General features: G+C 67.2%; 11 protein-coding genes, 2 tRNA genes and 1 rRNA gene. 7 read left to right on the plus strand and 7 right to left on the minus strand.

Features of this window, described 5'->3' with window-relative positions:
- Positions 1-84 precede the first annotated feature (84 nt).
- The 3 genes from N0B51_RS00195 to N0B51_RS00205 form a co-directional block, all read right to left on the minus strand.
- Positions 85-160: transfer RNA gene (locus tag N0B51_RS00195), tRNA-Ala, on the minus strand.
- 14 nt (positions 161-174) lie between these two features.
- Positions 175-251 (minus strand) — tRNA-Ile (locus tag N0B51_RS00200).
- A 184-nt stretch (positions 252-435) separates the two neighbouring features.
- Positions 436-1,924: ribosomal RNA gene (locus N0B51_RS00205) — 16S ribosomal RNA — on the minus strand.
- Between the two features lie 599 nt (positions 1,925-2,523).
- On the opposite strand from N0B51_RS00205, the gene N0B51_RS00210 reads away from it, so the two are divergent.
- From N0B51_RS00210 to N0B51_RS00225, 4 genes are all read left to right on the plus strand, one after another.
- Complete coding sequence (locus tag N0B51_RS00210; RefSeq protein WP_259960161.1) at positions 2,524-4,014, plus strand: lipopolysaccharide biosynthesis protein; 1,491 nt, start codon at positions 2,524-2,526, stop codon at positions 4,012-4,014.
- Positions 4,015-4,083: 69 nt separating this feature from the next.
- Positions 4,084-5,058, plus strand: a complete 975-nt coding sequence (locus N0B51_RS00215) for a retropepsin-like aspartic protease (RefSeq protein ID WP_259960162.1) — start codon at positions 4,084-4,086, stop codon at positions 5,056-5,058.
- A 77-nt stretch (positions 5,059-5,135) separates the two neighbouring features.
- Positions 5,136-6,953 (plus strand): ABCB family ABC transporter ATP-binding protein/permease, encoded by a 1,818-nt coding sequence (locus N0B51_RS00220; protein WP_259960163.1) that lies wholly within the window; start codon positions 5,136-5,138, stop codon positions 6,951-6,953.
- 81 nt (positions 6,954-7,034) lie between these two features.
- On the plus strand, positions 7,035-8,528 hold the full coding sequence (locus N0B51_RS00225) for a SulP family inorganic anion transporter (protein ID WP_259960164.1): 1,494 nt from the start codon (positions 7,035-7,037) through the stop codon (positions 8,526-8,528).
- A 36-nt stretch (positions 8,529-8,564) separates the two neighbouring features.
- Here the strand turns inward: N0B51_RS00225 and N0B51_RS00230 are convergent, their stop codons facing one another.
- A complete protein-coding gene (locus N0B51_RS00230) occupies positions 8,565-11,402 on the minus strand; it encodes a M16 family metallopeptidase (RefSeq protein ID WP_259960165.1) in 2,838 nt (945 codons plus the stop codon).
- A gap of 187 nt (positions 11,403-11,589) precedes the next feature.
- On the opposite strand from N0B51_RS00230, the gene N0B51_RS00235 reads away from it, so the two are divergent.
- Positions 11,590-12,627: a POT-type proton-dependent oligopeptide transporter gene (locus N0B51_RS00235; RefSeq protein ID WP_259960166.1), complete on the plus strand. Its 1,038-nt coding sequence runs from the start codon at positions 11,590-11,592 to the stop codon at positions 12,625-12,627.
- Here the strand turns inward: N0B51_RS00235 and hslU are convergent.
- Genes hslU through N0B51_RS00250 form a run of 3 tightly spaced genes read right to left on the minus strand, consistent with a single transcriptional unit; the run spans position 12,624 to position 15,003 of the window.
- Positions 12,624-13,922 (minus strand): ATP-dependent protease ATPase subunit HslU, encoded by a 1,299-nt coding sequence (gene hslU, locus N0B51_RS00240; protein WP_259960167.1) that lies wholly within the window; start codon positions 13,920-13,922, stop codon positions 12,624-12,626. The two genes, N0B51_RS00235 and hslU, sit on opposite strands and share 4 nt — an antisense overlap.
- Before the next feature lie 5 nt (positions 13,923-13,927).
- The gene (hslV, locus tag N0B51_RS00245) at positions 13,928-14,488 is read right to left on the minus strand and encodes an ATP-dependent protease subunit HslV (RefSeq protein WP_311201812.1); all 561 of its coding nucleotides are present in this window, start codon (positions 14,486-14,488) and stop codon (positions 13,928-13,930) included.
- A 38-nt stretch (positions 14,489-14,526) separates the two neighbouring features.
- Positions 14,527-15,003: an outer membrane protein assembly factor BamE gene (locus N0B51_RS00250; RefSeq protein ID WP_259960168.1), complete on the minus strand. Its 477-nt coding sequence runs from the start codon at positions 15,001-15,003 to the stop codon at positions 14,527-14,529.
- A 130-nt stretch (positions 15,004-15,133) separates the two neighbouring features.
- Between N0B51_RS00250 and N0B51_RS00255 the strand changes: the two genes are divergently transcribed.
- Positions 15,134-15,649: a ubiquinol-cytochrome C chaperone family protein gene (locus N0B51_RS00255; protein ID WP_259960169.1), complete on the plus strand. Its 516-nt coding sequence runs from the start codon at positions 15,134-15,136 to the stop codon at positions 15,647-15,649.
- Positions 15,646-16,182 (plus strand): YceD family protein, encoded by a 537-nt coding sequence (locus tag N0B51_RS00260; protein ID WP_259960170.1) that lies wholly within the window; start codon positions 15,646-15,648, stop codon positions 16,180-16,182. Before N0B51_RS00255 ends, N0B51_RS00260 begins: the two co-directional genes overlap by 4 nt.
- The last annotated feature ends 9 nt before the right edge of the window (positions 16,183-16,191 follow it).

The raw sequence follows: 16,191 nt of genomic DNA on the forward strand, positions 1-16,191 counted from the left end.
CGAGATCGCCTGACCGGACACCAGGTCGCCCTGGGCCGGATCCGCTTTCGTTTCATCCTGGAGTGACTGCGCGCCTTGTCGCGCTGGTGGAGCCTATCGGGATCGAACCGATGACCCCCTGCTTGCAAAGCAGGTGCTCTCCCAGCTGAGCTAAGGCCCCGTAAGCGACAAGAGTGGTGGGCCTGAGAAGATTCGAACTTCTGACCTCACCCTTATCAGGGGTGCGCTCTAACCGACTGAGCTACAGGCCCGCACCGCGCCCGAACGGCCAAGTGGCCGCGAGGGGCGTGAGCCGGCTCAGGCGGTTCGCCTGCAACGGGCAAGCCCGCGAGGCGATCTCCAGTGATGAAAGGACATGAGGACGACGGCAGTGTTCTTTGGAAAGGACGAAGCACTTCCGGGAGCAAGCCCCGGCGCTTTCGGCCGTATCCTTAGAAAGGAGGTGATCCAGCCGCAGGTTCCCCTACGGCTACCTTGTTACGACTTCACCCCAGTCGCTGATCCCACCGTGGTCGCCTGCCTCCCTTGCGGGTTAGCGCAGCGCCTTCGGGTGAAACCAACTCCCATGGTGTGACGGGCGGTGTGTACAAGGCCTGGGAACGTATTCACCGCGGCATGCTGATCCGCGATTACTAGCGATTCCGCCTTCATGCCCTCGAGTTGCAGAGGACAATCCGAACTGAGACGGCTTTTGGAGATTAGCTCACCCTTGCGAGTTTGCTGCCCACTGTCACCGCCATTGTAGCACGTGTGTAGCCCAGCCTGTAAGGGCCATGAGGACTTGACGTCATCCCCACCTTCCTCCGGCTTATCACCGGCAGTTTCCTTAAAGTGCCCAACTGAATGATGGCAACTAAGGACGAGGGTTGCGCTCGTTGCGGGACTTAACCCAACATCTCACGACACGAGCTGACGACAGCCATGCAGCACCTGTCACCGGTCCAGCCGAACTGAAGGAAAAGATCTCTCTAATCCGCGACCGGGATGTCAAAGGCTGGTAAGGTTCTGCGCGTTGCTTCGAATTAAACCACATGCTCCACCGCTTGTGCAGGCCCCCGTCAATTCCTTTGAGTTTTAATCTTGCGACCGTACTCCCCAGGCGGATAACTTAATGCGTTAGCTGCGCCACCCAAGTTCCATGAACCCGGACAGCTAGTTATCATCGTTTACGGCGTGGACTACCAGGGTATCTAATCCTGTTTGCTCCCCACGCTTTCGCACCTCAGCGTCAATACCTGTCCAGCGAGTCGCCTTCGCCACTGGTGTTCTTCCGAATATCTACGAATTTCACCTCTACACTCGGAATTCCACTCGCCTCTCCAGGATTCTAGCAATCTAGTTTCAAGGGCAGTTCCGGGGTTGAGCCCCGGGCTTTCACCCCTGACTTGAATCGCCGCCTACGTGCGCTTTACGCCCAGTAATTCCGAACAACGCTAGCTCCCTCCGTATTACCGCGGCTGCTGGCACGGAGTTAGCCGGAGCTTATTCTCCAGGTACTGTCATTATCATCCCTGGTAAAAGAGCTTTACAACCCTAAGGCCTTCATCACTCACGCGGCATTGCTGGATCAGGCTTTCGCCCATTGTCCAATATTCCCCACTGCTGCCTCCCGTAGGAGTCTGGGCCGTGTCTCAGTCCCAGTGTGGCTGATCATCCTCTCAGACCAGCTAAGGATCGTCGCCTTGGTAGGCCTTTACCCCACCAACTAGCTAATCCTACGCGGGCCCATCTAAAGGCGATAAATCTTTGGTCCGAAGACATTATCCGGTATTAGCACCCCTTTCGGGGAGTTATTCCGAACCTAAAGGCAGGTTCCCACGCGTTACGCACCCGTGCGCCACTAGACCCGAAGGTCTCGTTCGACTTGCATGTGTTAGGCATGCCGCCAGCGTTCGTTCTGAGCCAGGATCAAACTCTCAAGTTTGTGTCACATACCAACCAGGCACGGTCCGAGGACCGCCGACCTGAGAGGCATGAGCTTCAAGGAGCCGATACCTGCACTGTCAAACGTAATGGATACGAATGAACATGCATCACCCGACACCCGCGTGGAGCGGGCGAAGGATGTGGCGATCGGCTTGAGTTAACCGGTATCCGGAGCCTTAAAACCCCCGGACCGGGCGCCGTCGCCCACATGTCCCTTCATCAAAAACCAACGATGTCAAAGAGCCACTCAACATTAAAAGCGGACAGCGAAGGTATCCCCGATTTACACCGGGGGACCGGCTATCCGATTATGTTGGCGACCGAAGCGAGTGAGGCAGTCCGAGAACCGTCAGCACCGCGTCGGTGAGGGCCATCTAGGCTTGGTCGCGGATTCGGTCAACGCCTTTTTGCAATTTTATTTCGCGGCAGCGTCAATAGCTTCAAAATCAACGATAAAATGTCCCGCCGAGGCCCATATGGGGGTGCTTCAGCGCGAATCAAGCTCGCTGACCGTGGCCGGCCGTCCCGCGTGCACAGGTCGAATCCCGCTTCATCTCGGCAAATCTTCACCTTTGGAGGGTAAACGCGCGGGTCACGATGACCGGTATGCCGTCCTTTCCCGCGTCTACGCACGACGAATCGCGGCTGGCGAGTCGTCTGCGGAGCGCGCTCGCGTGGCGCTGGGGGACGCAGGTCCTAGCCCAGGTCATCACCTGGACCTCGACGATCCTGGTTGTCCGCCTGCTCGCCCCGGCCGATTACGGGCTTTATGCCATGACTCAGGCCGTGGTGACCGCGCTCGCGTTTCTCAACGGACAGAGCTTCGCCACCTCGCTCATCCAGGCGGACCGCCTCGACGAACGCCGGATCGGGCAGGTGTTCGGAATGCTGCTGCTGCTCAACGGCGGGCTGGCGGCCACCCAGTTCCTCCTCGCTCCGCTCGCCGCCGCCTATTATGGCGAACCGCTCGTGGCCGAGATGCTCAGGGTCCAGGCGCTGATCTTCCTGACCATCCCGTTCGCGGCGCTCCAGCAGGAACTTCTGGCCCGGCGAATCGAGTTCCGCAGCCAGGGCATCGTCAATCTCGCGTGCGCGCTCGTCGGCGCGGCGACCGCGCTGGTACTGGCGTGGCGCGGCTTTGGCGTCTGGGCACTGGTCTATGCGCCGGTGGCGATGTTCGCCACCCGCGCGATCGGGATGACCCTTGCCGCGCGAATGCTGGTGCGGCCGGTTTTCGACTTTCGCGGCGCGGGCGACCTGTTCACGTTCGGGGGGGCGCTGACGATCTGCCAGTTCCTGTGGATCGTCCAGAGCCAGGCCGACATCGTGATAGCCGGGCGCAGCTTCGCCGCGCACGAACTCGGGCTCTATTCCGAGGCGCTGTTCCTCACCCTGATCATAACGGGGCGATTCCTGCCCCCGATCAACGAAGTCGCGTTTCCCGCCTATGCCGAGCTCTACAAGACCCGTCGGCCGCTCGGCCCCTTGTTCCTGCGGATCCAGCGAATGGTCGCGCTGGTGGTCATGCCGGCTTACATCGGCCTCGCGCTCGTCGCGGGACCGGCGATCGAGACGCTGTTCGGGGACAAGTGGGCCGCGATGGCCCCGCTTGCGGGCGGGCTCGCGCTGGCGATGCCGGCCTTCGCGCTTCAGATCGTGTGCAGCCCGGCGACCAACGGGATGGGCCGGCCGAGGACGTACATGGCAACCAACGGCGCCGGCGCAGTGCTCTTTCCGCTCCTGTTCCTCATCGGGGTCGAAGCCGGCCCATGGGGCCTCGTCGCGGCGTGGTGGATCGGGGCGCCCGCGCTGCTCCTGTTCACCTGGTCGCTGACACTGCCGCAGATCGGCGTGCGCTGGCGTGCGCTCGGGGCCGCGCTCGCTCCCGCGGTGCTGGCTACCGCGATCATGGCGGCGGTGGTCATGGCACTGCGCGCGGCGCTTCCCCCGCTTCCCCCACCGCTGACGCTGGCGGTTCTCGCCTCGTCCGGCGCGGCCGCCTACCTCGCCGCGCTGATGCTGTTCGCGCGCCAGATGCTGGGCGAGATCGTCGCCTTCGTCACCCGCCGCGAACTCGCCCCGGTCTAGCGGCGGCCAGCGGGCCGCGTTGGCGCGGCGCGCACAATGGTGGTATCGTCGGCGCGAGAGGAACCTGTCATGGCCCCCACGCCGGCCATTGCCGCACTCGCCGCGCTCGCGCTGGCCGCCGCCGGCCCGCCACAGGCGGACGAGCCGGGCTACACCCTGGCCGACGCCGCCGCGTTTGCAGAGCCGCTGGGCGACATCGTCGACGCCGAGGCCGACCGCTACCGCCGCATGACCGTGCCCGTCACGATCGAAGGCGGTGGCCCCTATCGCTTCATGGTCGATACCGGCTCGCAGACGACGGCGGTCAGCCGGCGCCTGGGAGCCCGGCTCCAGCTGCCCACGCTCGGCACCGCAACGGTCATCGGCATGGCCGGATCGAAAGAGGTCGAACTGGTCCGGCTCGACGGGCTCGAGCTCGCCTCGCGGATGTTCGACAACCTCGAAGTGCCGGTGCTCGAGGCCGAGCACATGGGTGCGGACGGCATCCTCGGGCTCGATTCGCTCCAGGACCTGCGGGTCGTGATCGATTTTCGCGCCGAGAGCATCGCGGTCGACGATGCGCGCGCGCTCGGCGGCGACCGCGGCTACGAGATCATCGTTCGGGCCCGCAACAAGAAGGGCCGACTGATCATTACCGATGCCGAAATCGACGGCGTGCGCACCGCCGTTATCGTCGACACCGGGTCGCAGGGCTCGATCGGCAACCTCGCGCTGCAACGGCGGCTGCGCGCGCGCAAGTTGCAGGAGGTCACCTCGACCGACGTTACCGGGGCGGAGATCGTCGGCCGGCTGGACGTGCCGCGCACCTTGCAGATCGGCGGCGCGGGCGCGCGGACGATGATGCTGGAAGGACTGTACGTGAACTATGCCGATGCGCCGGCCTTTGCCGCGCTTGGCCTCGCGGACAGGCCCGCGATGGTCCTCGGGGTTGAGGACCTGCGGATGTTCGACCGGATCGCGATCGACTTTGCCGAGCGTACCGTGCTGTTCGACCTGCCCGGCGGCGCGCGGCGGCCGCGGTCGGTCGACACACTGGGGGCGTGAAGCGGCTCTAGCCCGCAGCGGCCGGCCCTTCGATCGGCCGCTTGCCTATGAACGCGGTGCCGCCCACATGAAGCGGGATGCCGCCTGACCAGACCCTTCGGCCACCGCCCGGCTACGACGGCTGGGCAACGCTCAGGCGGTTCCTCCCCTATCTCTGGCCCGCCGGCCGCGCCGACCTGCGCGCGCGGATCGTCGGCGCGATGGTGCTCGTGCTGCTGGCCAAGGCAGTCGTGCTCGCGACCCCGCTGGCGATGAAGAAGGTGGTCGACACCATGGCCGCCGGTGGCGACCCGCTGGTGTGGGTCGCGCTGTCGTTCGCCATTGCCTACACCGCCGGGCGCTTTCTCGGCGGCACCTTCGACCAGGTGCGCAACATCGTGTTCGAGCGCGTCGGCCAGGAGGCGACCCGCGTGCTGGCCGAGGATACCTTCGCCCGCCTCCACCAGCTCAGCCTGCGGTTCCATCTTTCGCGCCGCACCGGCGAGATCACCAAGACCATCGAGCGGGGCACCAAGAGCATCGATTCGATGCTCTATTTCCTGCTCTTCAACATCGCGCCCACGATCGTCGAGCTGCTGGCGGTGGGGATCATCTTCTACACGCTGTTCGGCCTGCCGCTGGTGATTGCCACGGCGATCACCGTGGTCGGCTATATCGCCGCGACGCGCTGGATCACCGAGTGGCGCACCCACCTGCGCAAGAAGATGAACGACCTCGACGGCACGGCGCTCGCCCGCGCGGTCGATTCGCTGCTCAATTACGAGACGGTGAAGTTCTTCGGCGCGGAAGCGCGCGAGCGCGAACGATACGGCGACGCCGCCCGCTCCTATGCGGCCGCGGCGATCAAGTCGGAGAACTCGCTGGGCGTGCTCAACATCGTCCAGTCGCTGATCATGAACCTGCTGATGCTCTTCGCGCTCGGCTTCAGCGTCTGGCAGTGGAGCAAGGGACGGCTGACCGTCGGCGATCTCGTCGCCGTGCAGACCTACCTGACCCAGCTCTTCCGGCCGCTCGACATGCTCGGATTCGTCTATCGCACGATCCGCCAGGGGCTGATCGACATGGCCGCGATGTTCAAGCTGATCGACACCGAGGTCGAGGTGGCCGACGCGCCCGGCGCGCCCGCGCTCGTCGTCACGAGGCCCGTGGTGACGTTCGACGACGTCGTGTTCGGTTACGAGCCCGACCGCACGATCCTTCACGGCCTTTCGTTCGAGGTGCCCGCCGGCGGCCACTACGCGATCGTCGGCCCCTCCGGCGCGGGCAAGAGCACGATCGCGCGGCTGCTGTTCCGCTTCTACGACCCGTGGTCCGGCCGCATCCTGATCGACGGACAGGACATCCGCGCGGTGACCCAGGACAGCGTGCGGGCCGCCATCGGCATCGTTCCGCAGGACAGCGTGCTGTTCAACGACACCATCGGCTACAACATCGCCTACGGCCGGGACGGCGCGGGGCACGAGGACGTCGTGCGCGCCGCGCGGGACGCCGCCATCCTCCCATTCGTCGAGAGCCTGCCACAAGGTTTCGACACCGAGGTCGGCGAGCGCGGACTGAAGCTGTCGGGCGGCGAGAAGCAGCGCGTCGCGATCGCGCGCACGCTGGTCAAGGACCCGCCGATCCTGCTGCTCGACGAGGCGACCAGCGCGCTCGATTCGCGCACCGAGGAGGATATCCTGACGACGCTGCACACGGTCAGCGAGCACCGCACGTCGATCTCGATCGCGCACCGCCTGTCGACCGTGGCGGACGCCGACCGCATCCTCGTGCTCGAGGCCGGGCGCCTCGCCGAGAGCGGGCGGCACGGCGAACTGCTTCGCAAGGGCGGGCTCTACGCCGACATGTGGGCGCGCCAGCAGACCGAGAACGAGGCGCTGGACGAAGCGGCCGAATAGCCAGTCCGGTTGCGCTGCACTGCACAATCGTGCAACTGCGCCCCCCTCTCCCGTGCCTTCGGGCAGCTTTCTGGACATCGCATGACCTTCACAGCAGCGCTGCGGCGCGACTGGTTCGCCAATCCGCGCGCCGACATCCTAGCCGGGATCGTCGTCGCGCTCGCTCTCGTCCCCGAGGCGATCGGCTTCTCGCTGATCGCCGGCGTCGATCCGCGCGTCGGGCTCTATGCCTCGGTTGCGATCGCGATGGTCATCGCCTTCACCGGCGGGCGGCCGGGCATGATTTCCGCGGCGACTGCCGCGGTCGCTGTTCTTGTGGGACCGCTCGTGCGCGAGCACGGGGTCGAGTACCTGTTCGCGGCGACGATCCTGATGGGCGTGTTCCAAGGAATCGCCGCGCTGCTGCGGCTCGACCTGCTGATGCAGTTCGTCAGCCGATCGGTGATCACCGGCTTCGTCAATGCGCTGGCGATCCTGATCTTCATGGCGCAGTTGCCGCAGCTGACGGACGTGAGCTGGCAGACCTATGCCATGGTCGCCGCCGGCCTTGCGATCATCTACCTGCTGCCCCGGCTGACGACCGCGGTGCCTTCCCCGCTCGTCGCGATCGTGGTGCTGACGGCGATATCGTTGTGGACCGGGGCGCCCGTCCATACCGTCGGCGACATGGGCGAACTGCCCAGCGGGTTGCCGTTCTTCGCCCTGCCCGACGTGCCGCTGACGCTCGAGACGCTGCGGATCATCGCGCCCTTCTCGCTCGCGATGGCGGCGGTGGGCCTGCTCGAATCGCTGCTCACGGCGCAGATCGTCGACGACATGACCCACACCGACAGCGACAAGCGGCGCGAATGCGCCGGCCAGGGCGGCGCCAACGTGGTGGCCGCGCTGTTCGGCGGCATGGGCGGCTGCGCGATGATCGGCCAGTCGGTTATCAACATCACCTCGGGCGGACGCGGGCGGCTGTCGACCTTCACCGCTGGCGCGGTGCTGCTCGCCGCGTTGACGCTGGCCGGAACCTTGCTCGGCAAGATTCCGATGCCGGCGCTGGTCGCGGTGATGATCATGGTCTCTATCGGCACCTTCAGCTGGAACTCGATCCCGAACCTGCGGCGCCACCCGTGGCAGTCGTCGGTCGTCATGCTGGCGACGGTCGCCACTGTCGTGGGCACCCACGACCTGTCGATCGGCGTGCTCACCGGCGTGCTGCTGTCGGGGATCTTCTTCACCGGCAAGGTGCGCACGATGTTCGGCGTCGAGCGGGTGCGCGAGGGCGAGACGGCGACCTACCACGTACGCGGGCAGATCTTCTTCGCCTCGGTCGACCGGTTCTCGCAGGCTTTCGGGCGCGAGAGCCTGCGGCCCGACCCGGCCGACCACGTGGTGATCGACGTCACCCGCGCGCATTTCTGGGACATCTCGGGAGTCGGCGTGCTCGACAAGGTGGTCGAGCGGATGCGCCGCAACGGGCGCAGCGTGCAGGTCGTCGGGCTGAACGAGGCGAGCGCCGACCTCGTCGACCGCTTCGCGCTGACCGACAAGACCGGCGTCGAGATCGGGCTCGCCCCCCACGCCTGAGGCGAGGCGCCGCCGGGCGCCCCGCCTCCGCGCGCGCTAGCCCCCGGCGGCGGCGAGCGTCGGGCTGTCGAGATCGAGGTCCTTGGCCTCGATCACCGTCACGTTCGGCCGGATCTTCCTGAGGTCGTCGAGGAATGTGGCGGCGTTTCCGACCACCACGACCGTCGCCTTGTCCGCCGGCAGCAGCGCCTTGGCCACCGCCTGCGCGGCCTCGGGCGTCACCGCCGCCAGGCGCTGGGCGATCATGCCCGATTCGGTCGGCGCGATTCCCTGCAGCATGAGGTTGGCGACGATCCCGTTGAACCCGGCGCTCGTCTCGAGCGATCGCTGCACGCTGCCGCCGATGTACAGGCGCCGCTTCTCGACCGTGTCCGCGTCGAGCGGGTCGTTGCCGATCCGGTCGAACTGGTCGAGCATGACCTCGACCACCTCGTCGGCGGTCTCGTTCTTGGTCTGGGCGCTCGCGGTCAGGACCGCGGTATCGGCGGTCGCGCCGAACCCGCTGTAGGCGCCGTAGCTGAGGCCGCGTTTCGTGCGCACTTCCTCGAACAGGCGGCCATTCGACCCCGAACCGAGCACGGCGTTGGCGATCTGCAGCGGCCAGTAGCGGTCGCTTCCGCGCGAAATCACCCGGGTGCCGACGAGCACCGCCGCCTGGCCCGCCTCGGGCATGTCGATGACGACCGTCCGGACGGGCTGGTCTGCGCCGGCGGGGTTGGCGACGGGGACGGGCGCCGGCGCGTCGCTCGTCCAGTCGCCGAACAGCCCGTCGGTGACCGACTTTGCCTGCGCCGGCGAGATCCCCCCGCTGACCACGATCTTGGCGCTGGCGGGGTGCCAGTGTGCCTTGCGCCAGGCGACGAGATCGTCGGGCGTGATCGCGGGCAGCGACGCGACCGTCGCGATACCGCCATAGGGGGCGTCGCCGTAAAGCAGACGGGTCGCCACCATGCCCGCGAGCGAGCCGGGGTCCTTCATCGCCACCGCGAGGCTGTCGATCGTCCGCTTGCGCTCGAGCTCGACCTCCCCGGCGGGGAAGCTCGCGTTGCGTACGACGTCCGCAAGCACCTTGCCGGCCGCGGCGAGGTTTGCGGTGGGCGCGGTCAGGCTCACGAAATTGCCGTCGTCGGCAGTACCCGCGCCGAGCGAGGCGCCGAGGCTCTCGAGTTCCTCGGCGATCTGCTTCGCGCTGCGTGTCGGGGTGCCCTTGTCGGCGACCGCCGCGGCAAGCGCGGCCAGCCCGGCCTTGCCAGCGGGATCGGTCGCGCTGCCGCCGGGCAGCACCAGCGTGATCGTCGCGATCGGCACGTCGCCGGTCTGCGCGGAGACGAGCGGGATGCCGTTCGCGAGCCTGTCCTCGACCAGCCTGGCCATTTCGACCGGCGGCTTTGCGCCAGGCGGCGGCGGGGCCTGGCGCGTTGCCTCATCCTTGAGTTGTGCCGGCTCGCCCGTCGCCGGGGGGACGCTGGCGAAGGTCGGCATCGGGACCGGGTTGGCATAGCTTGCCGGGTTGTCCTCTCCCGCCTCGTAGCGCCAGGCGACCGCCGCCTCGGGCCTGAGCCAGGTCTGCGCGACGCGCTGGACGTCGGCCGCGGTCACCCTGCCGATCTGCTCGAGCCGGAGGTCCGCAGCGCGCGGGTCGCCGGTCGATACCAGTGCCTCGCCCAGCTCGAACGCCCGTCCGCGCACTGTCTCGCGCCGCCGCAGCGCACTGGCGAACAGGGTGTTCTTCGCCTCGGCAAGTTCGGCCTCCGTCACGGGCGCATCCCGGACCGCTGCGATCTGGTTCGCCAGGATCTCGGCCACCTCCGCCTTGTCGGCAGCCGGGTTGAGAATCGCGAAAGCGGCAAGATACCCGCCGTCCTCGTTCGTCCCGAGCGCCTCGCTGACGCTCACGGCCTTGCCCGTGCGGACCAGCGCCTCGTAGAGCCGGCTGTTGTCCCCCGAGGACATGACCGCATCGAACACTTCGAGCGCAGCCATGTCGGGATGGTCGACGGGGGGCACCTTCCACAAGAGGCCGGTAACCGGCAGCGGGACGTTCGGCGCGGTGGCGACGATCGACCGGGGGCTGGTGCGCTGCGGCTCCCTCGCGGCGATCTCCAGCGGGATCGGCGCCGCGCGGCGCGGAATGGACGCAAAGTACCGGTCGACGAGTGCTCTGAGGCGCGCGATGTCGACATTGCCTGCGACGATCAGTGTCGCGGTATCCGGTCCGTAGTAGGCCTGGTGAAACGCCCGCGCATCGGCCAGCGTGGCGGAATCGAGCTGCTCGAGGCTGCCGATGCCCGGCCGCCGGTTGGGCAGTACGTCGTAGGCGTTTTCCGCGATGACCAGGCGGATGCGGCCGTATGGCGGCGCCAGGATCCGCTGGCGCAGCTCCTCCTTGACGATCGACCGCTCCTTTTCGAACACCTCGTCGTCGACCACCGGGCGGGCCATGCGCTCGGCGTGGGTCCACAGCATCGTCTCGAGGTATTCGGCCGGGACCGTCTCGTAGTAGTTGGTGCGATCGTCGCCGGTCGAGGCGTTGCGCTGGCCGCCGACATCCTCGGTCAGCCGATTGATCATGTTGTACGGCATGTTCTCGGTCTTGCGGCTGAGAATATGCTCGAACAGGTGGGCAAATCCGCTGCGGCCCTCGGGGTCGTGCTTCGAGCCGACCTCGTACCAGACTGACGTGGTGACCGAGGCCGTCGTCGGATCGGGCAAAGCGATCACGCGCAGACCGTTGGCGAGCGTCCACTCGGTAAACGCGATCTTCGGCGCGGAGACCGCGGCGGGCGCGGGCGGCGCGGGATCCGCCGCGAGCGCGGGCATGACGCTGACGAGCGCGGTAAACGCCGCCCCGCCAGCAAGAAACGAACGGTACATGATGGCGACCTCCCCGGACCCTCTCACAAACGCGGAGCCTAGCCGCTTTTTCCAGCCGGTTTCAACCGCTTCGCCCGAGGCGGCGCAAAATCGCCCCTTTCGGACGGGGCGCGCGGCCGGGCTTGTGGAGCCGGCCCGGCTGAGGCATCACCGCAGTTCGGGCGCGCGGGGGGAGGGATGGCGCGCCATGGCAAGCCGGTCTGCGAATCTCGAAACGGTCCCTCAAGGCGAACTCTTCGGCCAGCCGAAGGGTCTCTGGGTGCTCGCCCCGCAGATCAAGTCACTCTACGCGGACGGGGATCCGCGCGAAACCGATGCCTTCCAATACTATTCGATGGCGATCCTGATCGGGGTGTTCATCGCGCCGATCGTTACCGGGGGCGTGGCGGCACTTTACGGCTGGCACGCCGGCTTCGGCGTCGCCGGGGTGGGAATGGTGATCGGCCTCGTCGTCTATCTGGCCGGCTCGCGCCACCTCCCGCCCGATGGCGACCGCCGGGCGCGCGCGGCATCGCGAGCGTCGCGCCGGGCGCTCACGCCCCGCCAGCGCCAGCGGGTCGCCGGGCTGTTCCTGCTGCTGCCCGTCTGCATCCTGTTCTGGACCGCGCAGACCCAGGTGTGGAACGTCTACAACGTCTGGGTACGCGACAACATCGACATGACCGTCGGCGGGTTCGACGTTCCCGTGCCGTGGCTGCAATCGCTCGACGGGCTGGCACCGGCGGTGATCATCCCGCTGTCGCTATGGCTATGGGCGAGCATGGCGGCGCGCGAACGGCCGGTCGGCAATTTCCGCAGGATGATCGTGGGCCTTGTGACTTTCGGGGTCGCGACGTTCCTGCTGTCGACGGCGCCGGTGGCCGCGGAGGGCAACGGGCGCGCCTCGATCCTGCTGCCGGTCGCCTTCCACGTCGTATCGAACCTGGGCTTCGTCTGGTTCCACCCGACGATGGTCGCGCTCTTCGCCACCCGCTCTCCCGACACCTGGCGCGGAACGATGCTCGGCTTCAATTCGCTGGCGATTTCGGCCGGAAGCCTCGTCAGCGGACGGATGGGAGCGCTGTACGAAACGGTTTCGCCGCGTGATTTCTGGCTGGTCAATGCCGGGCTCTGCTTCGCCGGCGCGGCGATCCTGCTCGTCACCCACGGATGGTTCCGCCGCATCCTCGCCCGCGAGGCGGAAGAGGCCGAACCGGCGATCCTGGCGGCGAAGGCGCCCGCCTAGAGGATGTATTTCGAAAGATCGCTGTCGCCAGCAAGGTCGGACAACCGATCGCGCACGTAGGCGGCGTCGATCGTCACGGTCTCGCCCTGGTGGTCCTCGGCCTCGAAGCTGAGTTCCTCGAGCAGCTTTTCCATCACGGTCTGCAACCGGCGGGCGCCGATGTTCTCGACGCTTTCGTTCACCTGCGCGGCGATCTTCGCGATCTCCGCGATCGCTTCCTCGGTCATCTCGACGGTGACCTTCTCGGTGCCGAGCAGCGCCTTGTACTGCGTGACGAGATTGGCCCGGGTTTCCGAGAGGATGCGCACGAAATCTTCCTCGCTCAGCGCGCGCAGCTCGACCCGGATCGGCAGGCGGCCCTGGAGTTCGGGCAGCATGTCGCTGGGCTTGGCGAGGTGGAACGCGCCGCTGCCGATGAACAGCACGTGGTCGGTCTTCATCGGCCCGTACTTGGTGCTGACGGTGGTCCCCTCGATCAGCGGCAGGAGGTCGCGCTGTACGCCCTCGCGGCTGACCGATCCGCCGCGTACGTCGGAAACCGCGATCTTGTCGATCTCGTCGAGGAAGACGATCCCGTTCGTCTCCGCGTTCTCGAGCGCGACCCGGGCGACGTCGTCCTGGTCCATGCGCTTGTCGGCTTCTTCCTCGACAAGCTTGTCCCACGCGTCGGGGACCTTGAGCTTGCGGCGCTTGAGCGGGGTCTTGCCCATCGCCTTCGACATCATGTCGGACAGGTTGATCATGCCGACGTTGCCGCCCATGCCGCCCAGGTCGAACGGCACCGCGGGCGCTTCCTCGACCTCGATCTCGACCTCGGTGTCGTTCATGGAATTGTCGACGATCCGCTGGCGAAACGCCTCGCGGGTCGCCTCGCTCGCGTTCTCGCCGACGAGCGCCTTGAGCAGCCGGTCCATCGCGGCCTTGCTCGCCGCCTCGCGCACCGCCTCGCGCCGGCGGTCCTTCTCGAGCCGGATCGCCTCCTCGACGAGGTCGCGGGCGATCTGCTCGACGTCGCGGCCGACGTAGCCGACCTCGGTGAACTTGGTCGCCTCGACCTTCACGAACGGGGCCTCGGCGAGCTTCGCCAGCCGGCGGCTGATCTCTGTCTTGCCGCAGCCGGTAGGGCCGATCATCAGGATGTTCTTGGGAGTCACCTCGTCGCGCAGCTCGGGGCCGAGCTGCTGGCGGCGCCAGCGATTGCGCAGTGCGACGGCCACCGCGCGCTTCGCTTCCTTCTGGCCGACGATGTGCTCGTCGAGCGCCGCGACGATGGCTTTAGGGGTCAGTTTTTCCATGGGTCTCAGACGGTTTCCAGGGTGACCTGGTCGTTGGTGAAGACGCAGACCTCGGCGGCGACCGCCATTGCGCGGCGGGCGATCTTTTCCGGGTCGGTTTCGTAATCGGACAGCGCCCGTGCGGCAGCGAGCGCGTAGTTGCCGCCGGATCCGATCGCCGCGATCCCGCCTTCGGGTTCGAGCACGTCGCCGTTGCCGGTAAGCACCAGCAACGCGTTCTTGTCGGCGACGATCATCAGCGCCTCGAGGTTGCGCAGGTACTTGTCGGTCCGCCAGTCCTTGGCGAGTTCGACCGCGGCCCGCATCAACTGGCCCGAATACTGTTCGAGCTTCTTTTCCAGCCGCTCGAACAGGGTGAAGGCATCGGCGGTCGCGCCGGCGAACCCGGCAACCACCGCGCCGTCTTTGCCGATGCGGCGCACCTTGCGTGCATTGGGCTTCATCACCGTGTTGCCCATCGATACCTGGCCGTCGCCCGCGACGACTGTCCGGTCGCCGCGCCTGACGCCGATGATGGTGGTGCCGTGCCAGGGCGTCAGCCCGTGCGGGGAATGTCTCTCGTCCATGCCGCGCGATATGGGGGACGGCAGTGGAGGATCAAGCGTCAGGGACCTGCGGGACCCTGGGCACCAGGCGCGCCGACCGCGCCGATGTTGCCGAACAGGTCCTCGAAGAAACCGCGCTCGCGGCCGAGGGTCGGCGTCTTGTCGCCATCGGGCGTGAGGTACACGACCTTGTCGATGCCCGAGCGTTCGACCGACGACACGTTGCCGGCGGAATCGAAATGGACCGCCAGCACCGCATGGGTGCCGATGCGCGGACGGACGAACGGCCTGCGCTGGTTGACGCTCGACACGTAATACCAGGTCGGATCGCCGAACTGGCTTTCGAAGCTGGGGTGGCCGAGCGCGGCCTGGACCGACTGCTTGTTGTCGACCCCCGCGGCGATGGAGTTGGTCAGCGTCGGGTCGACGATGAAGCCGCGGCTTTCCCTGATCGAGGAGCAGCCGCCCGCCGCCAGCGTCGCTGCCGCCAGGAGTCCCGCGCCAAGGAACCGGCCGAAGCCTCGGTAAGCCGTCATCGATAAAGCCTTTTCGTTTCGTATCCGTGGTGCGCCTTAGGCAAGCACACGCGCGCTGGCAATCGCACGCGGCCCGTGGCTTGTGCGTGGGCGCTTGAATTGCCGCTGAATGCACGCGACATGGGCCGGCATGAGCCTTCTGCAACGCCTGTTCACTCCCAAGCCCGACCCGCGCGAGTCGCTGCGCCCGCTGTGGCACGCGATCGTCGCCGAGGCGCGGCGGCCTGCATGGTACGCGGACGACGGGGTCGCCGACACCGTCGCTGGCCGCTTCGACATGGTCAGCGCGGTGCTCGCCGTCGTGCTGGTCCGGATGGAGGACGCCGGTACGATGACGGACGAGACGGTGCTCCTGACCGAGCTGTTCGTGCACGACATGGACGGGCAGCTGCGCGAATTCGGCGTCGGCGACGTTGTCGTCGGCAAGCACGTCGGCAAGCTGGTCGGAGCGATGGGCGGGCGGCTCGGCGCCTATCGCGCGGGACTCGCGGGCGACCAGGCGGCGCTCGAAACGGCGGTCGGGCGCAACGTCAGCTTCCGCGAAGGGGGCGACCCGGCACGGGTGGCGCGCCGGCTGCGCGCATTGTCGGATCGGCTTGCCGCATTGCCGGACGATCAGCTCCTCGCAGGCGACCTCGCCGCATGAGTGCTCCCGGCCCCGCGGGCCCCGAATTCTCGCGCATCGTCAAGGTGCGCCCCCAACCTCCGGAGCGGCTCACGCTCGTCGCCGACGAGACGGAGCGCGCGGCGCTCGCCGAGCGGTTCGGCATACCGGCGGTACGGTCGCTCGTCGCGGAACTGGCGTTTGTTCCCGATGGCGCGATTGTCGCCGCCAAGGGACGGCTCACGGCCGATCTCGTCCAGACCTGCGCGGTGTCGGGCGAGGACTTCCCCGTGCGGATCGACGAACCGCTGGACCTGCGGTTCGTGCCCGAAGGCTCGCTGGATGCAGGCGCAGACGAGGAGGTCGAACTGGACTCGGGCGGCCCCGACGAGATCGAGTACGAGGGCGAGGCCTTCGACGCCGGGGAAGCGGTCGCGCAGAGCCTCGGCCTCGCGATCGATCCCTACGCGGAAGGGCCGAGCGCGGACGCCGCGCGCCGCGAGGCCGGGATCACCGACGATGCCGCGCCCAGGGGCCCGCTGGCCGAGGCGCTCGCAGCACTCAGGAAGGACTGACCGGAGCGA

The sequence above is a fragment of the Tsuneonella litorea genome (assembly GCF_025154015.1).
In the GTDB taxonomy this organism is placed as follows: Bacteria; Pseudomonadota; Alphaproteobacteria; order Sphingomonadales; family Sphingomonadaceae; genus Tsuneonella; species Tsuneonella litorea.

Excerpts from the sequence above, each read along its gene's own strand:
- N0B51_RS00210 (WP_259960161.1), top strand. The coding sequence starts at position 2,524 with ATGACCGGTATGCCGTCCTTTCCCGCGTCTACGCACGACGAATCGCGG.
- N0B51_RS00215 (WP_259960162.1), top strand. The coding sequence starts at position 4,084 with ATGGCCCCCACGCCGGCCATTGCCGCACTCGCCGCGCTCGCGCTGGCC.
- N0B51_RS00220 (WP_259960163.1), top strand. The coding sequence starts at position 5,136 with ATGCCGCCTGACCAGACCCTTCGGCCACCGCCCGGCTACGACGGCTGG.
- N0B51_RS00225 (WP_259960164.1), top strand. The coding sequence starts at position 7,035 with ATGACCTTCACAGCAGCGCTGCGGCGCGACTGGTTCGCCAATCCGCGC.
- N0B51_RS00230 (WP_259960165.1), bottom strand. The coding sequence starts at position 11,402 with ATGTACCGTTCGTTTCTTGCTGGCGGGGCGGCGTTTACCGCGCTCGTC.
- N0B51_RS00235 (WP_259960166.1), top strand. The coding sequence starts at position 11,590 with ATGGCAAGCCGGTCTGCGAATCTCGAAACGGTCCCTCAAGGCGAACTC.
- hslU (WP_259960167.1), bottom strand. The coding sequence starts at position 13,922 with ATGGAAAAACTGACCCCTAAAGCCATCGTCGCGGCGCTCGACGAGCAC.
- hslV (WP_311201812.1), bottom strand. The coding sequence starts at position 14,488 with ATGGACGAGAGACATTCCCCGCACGGGCTGACGCCCTGGCACGGCACC.
- N0B51_RS00250 (WP_259960168.1), bottom strand. The coding sequence starts at position 15,003 with ATGACGGCTTACCGAGGCTTCGGCCGGTTCCTTGGCGCGGGACTCCTG.
- N0B51_RS00255 (WP_259960169.1), top strand. The coding sequence starts at position 15,134 with ATGAGCCTTCTGCAACGCCTGTTCACTCCCAAGCCCGACCCGCGCGAG.
- N0B51_RS00260 (WP_259960170.1), top strand. The coding sequence starts at position 15,646 with ATGAGTGCTCCCGGCCCCGCGGGCCCCGAATTCTCGCGCATCGTCAAG.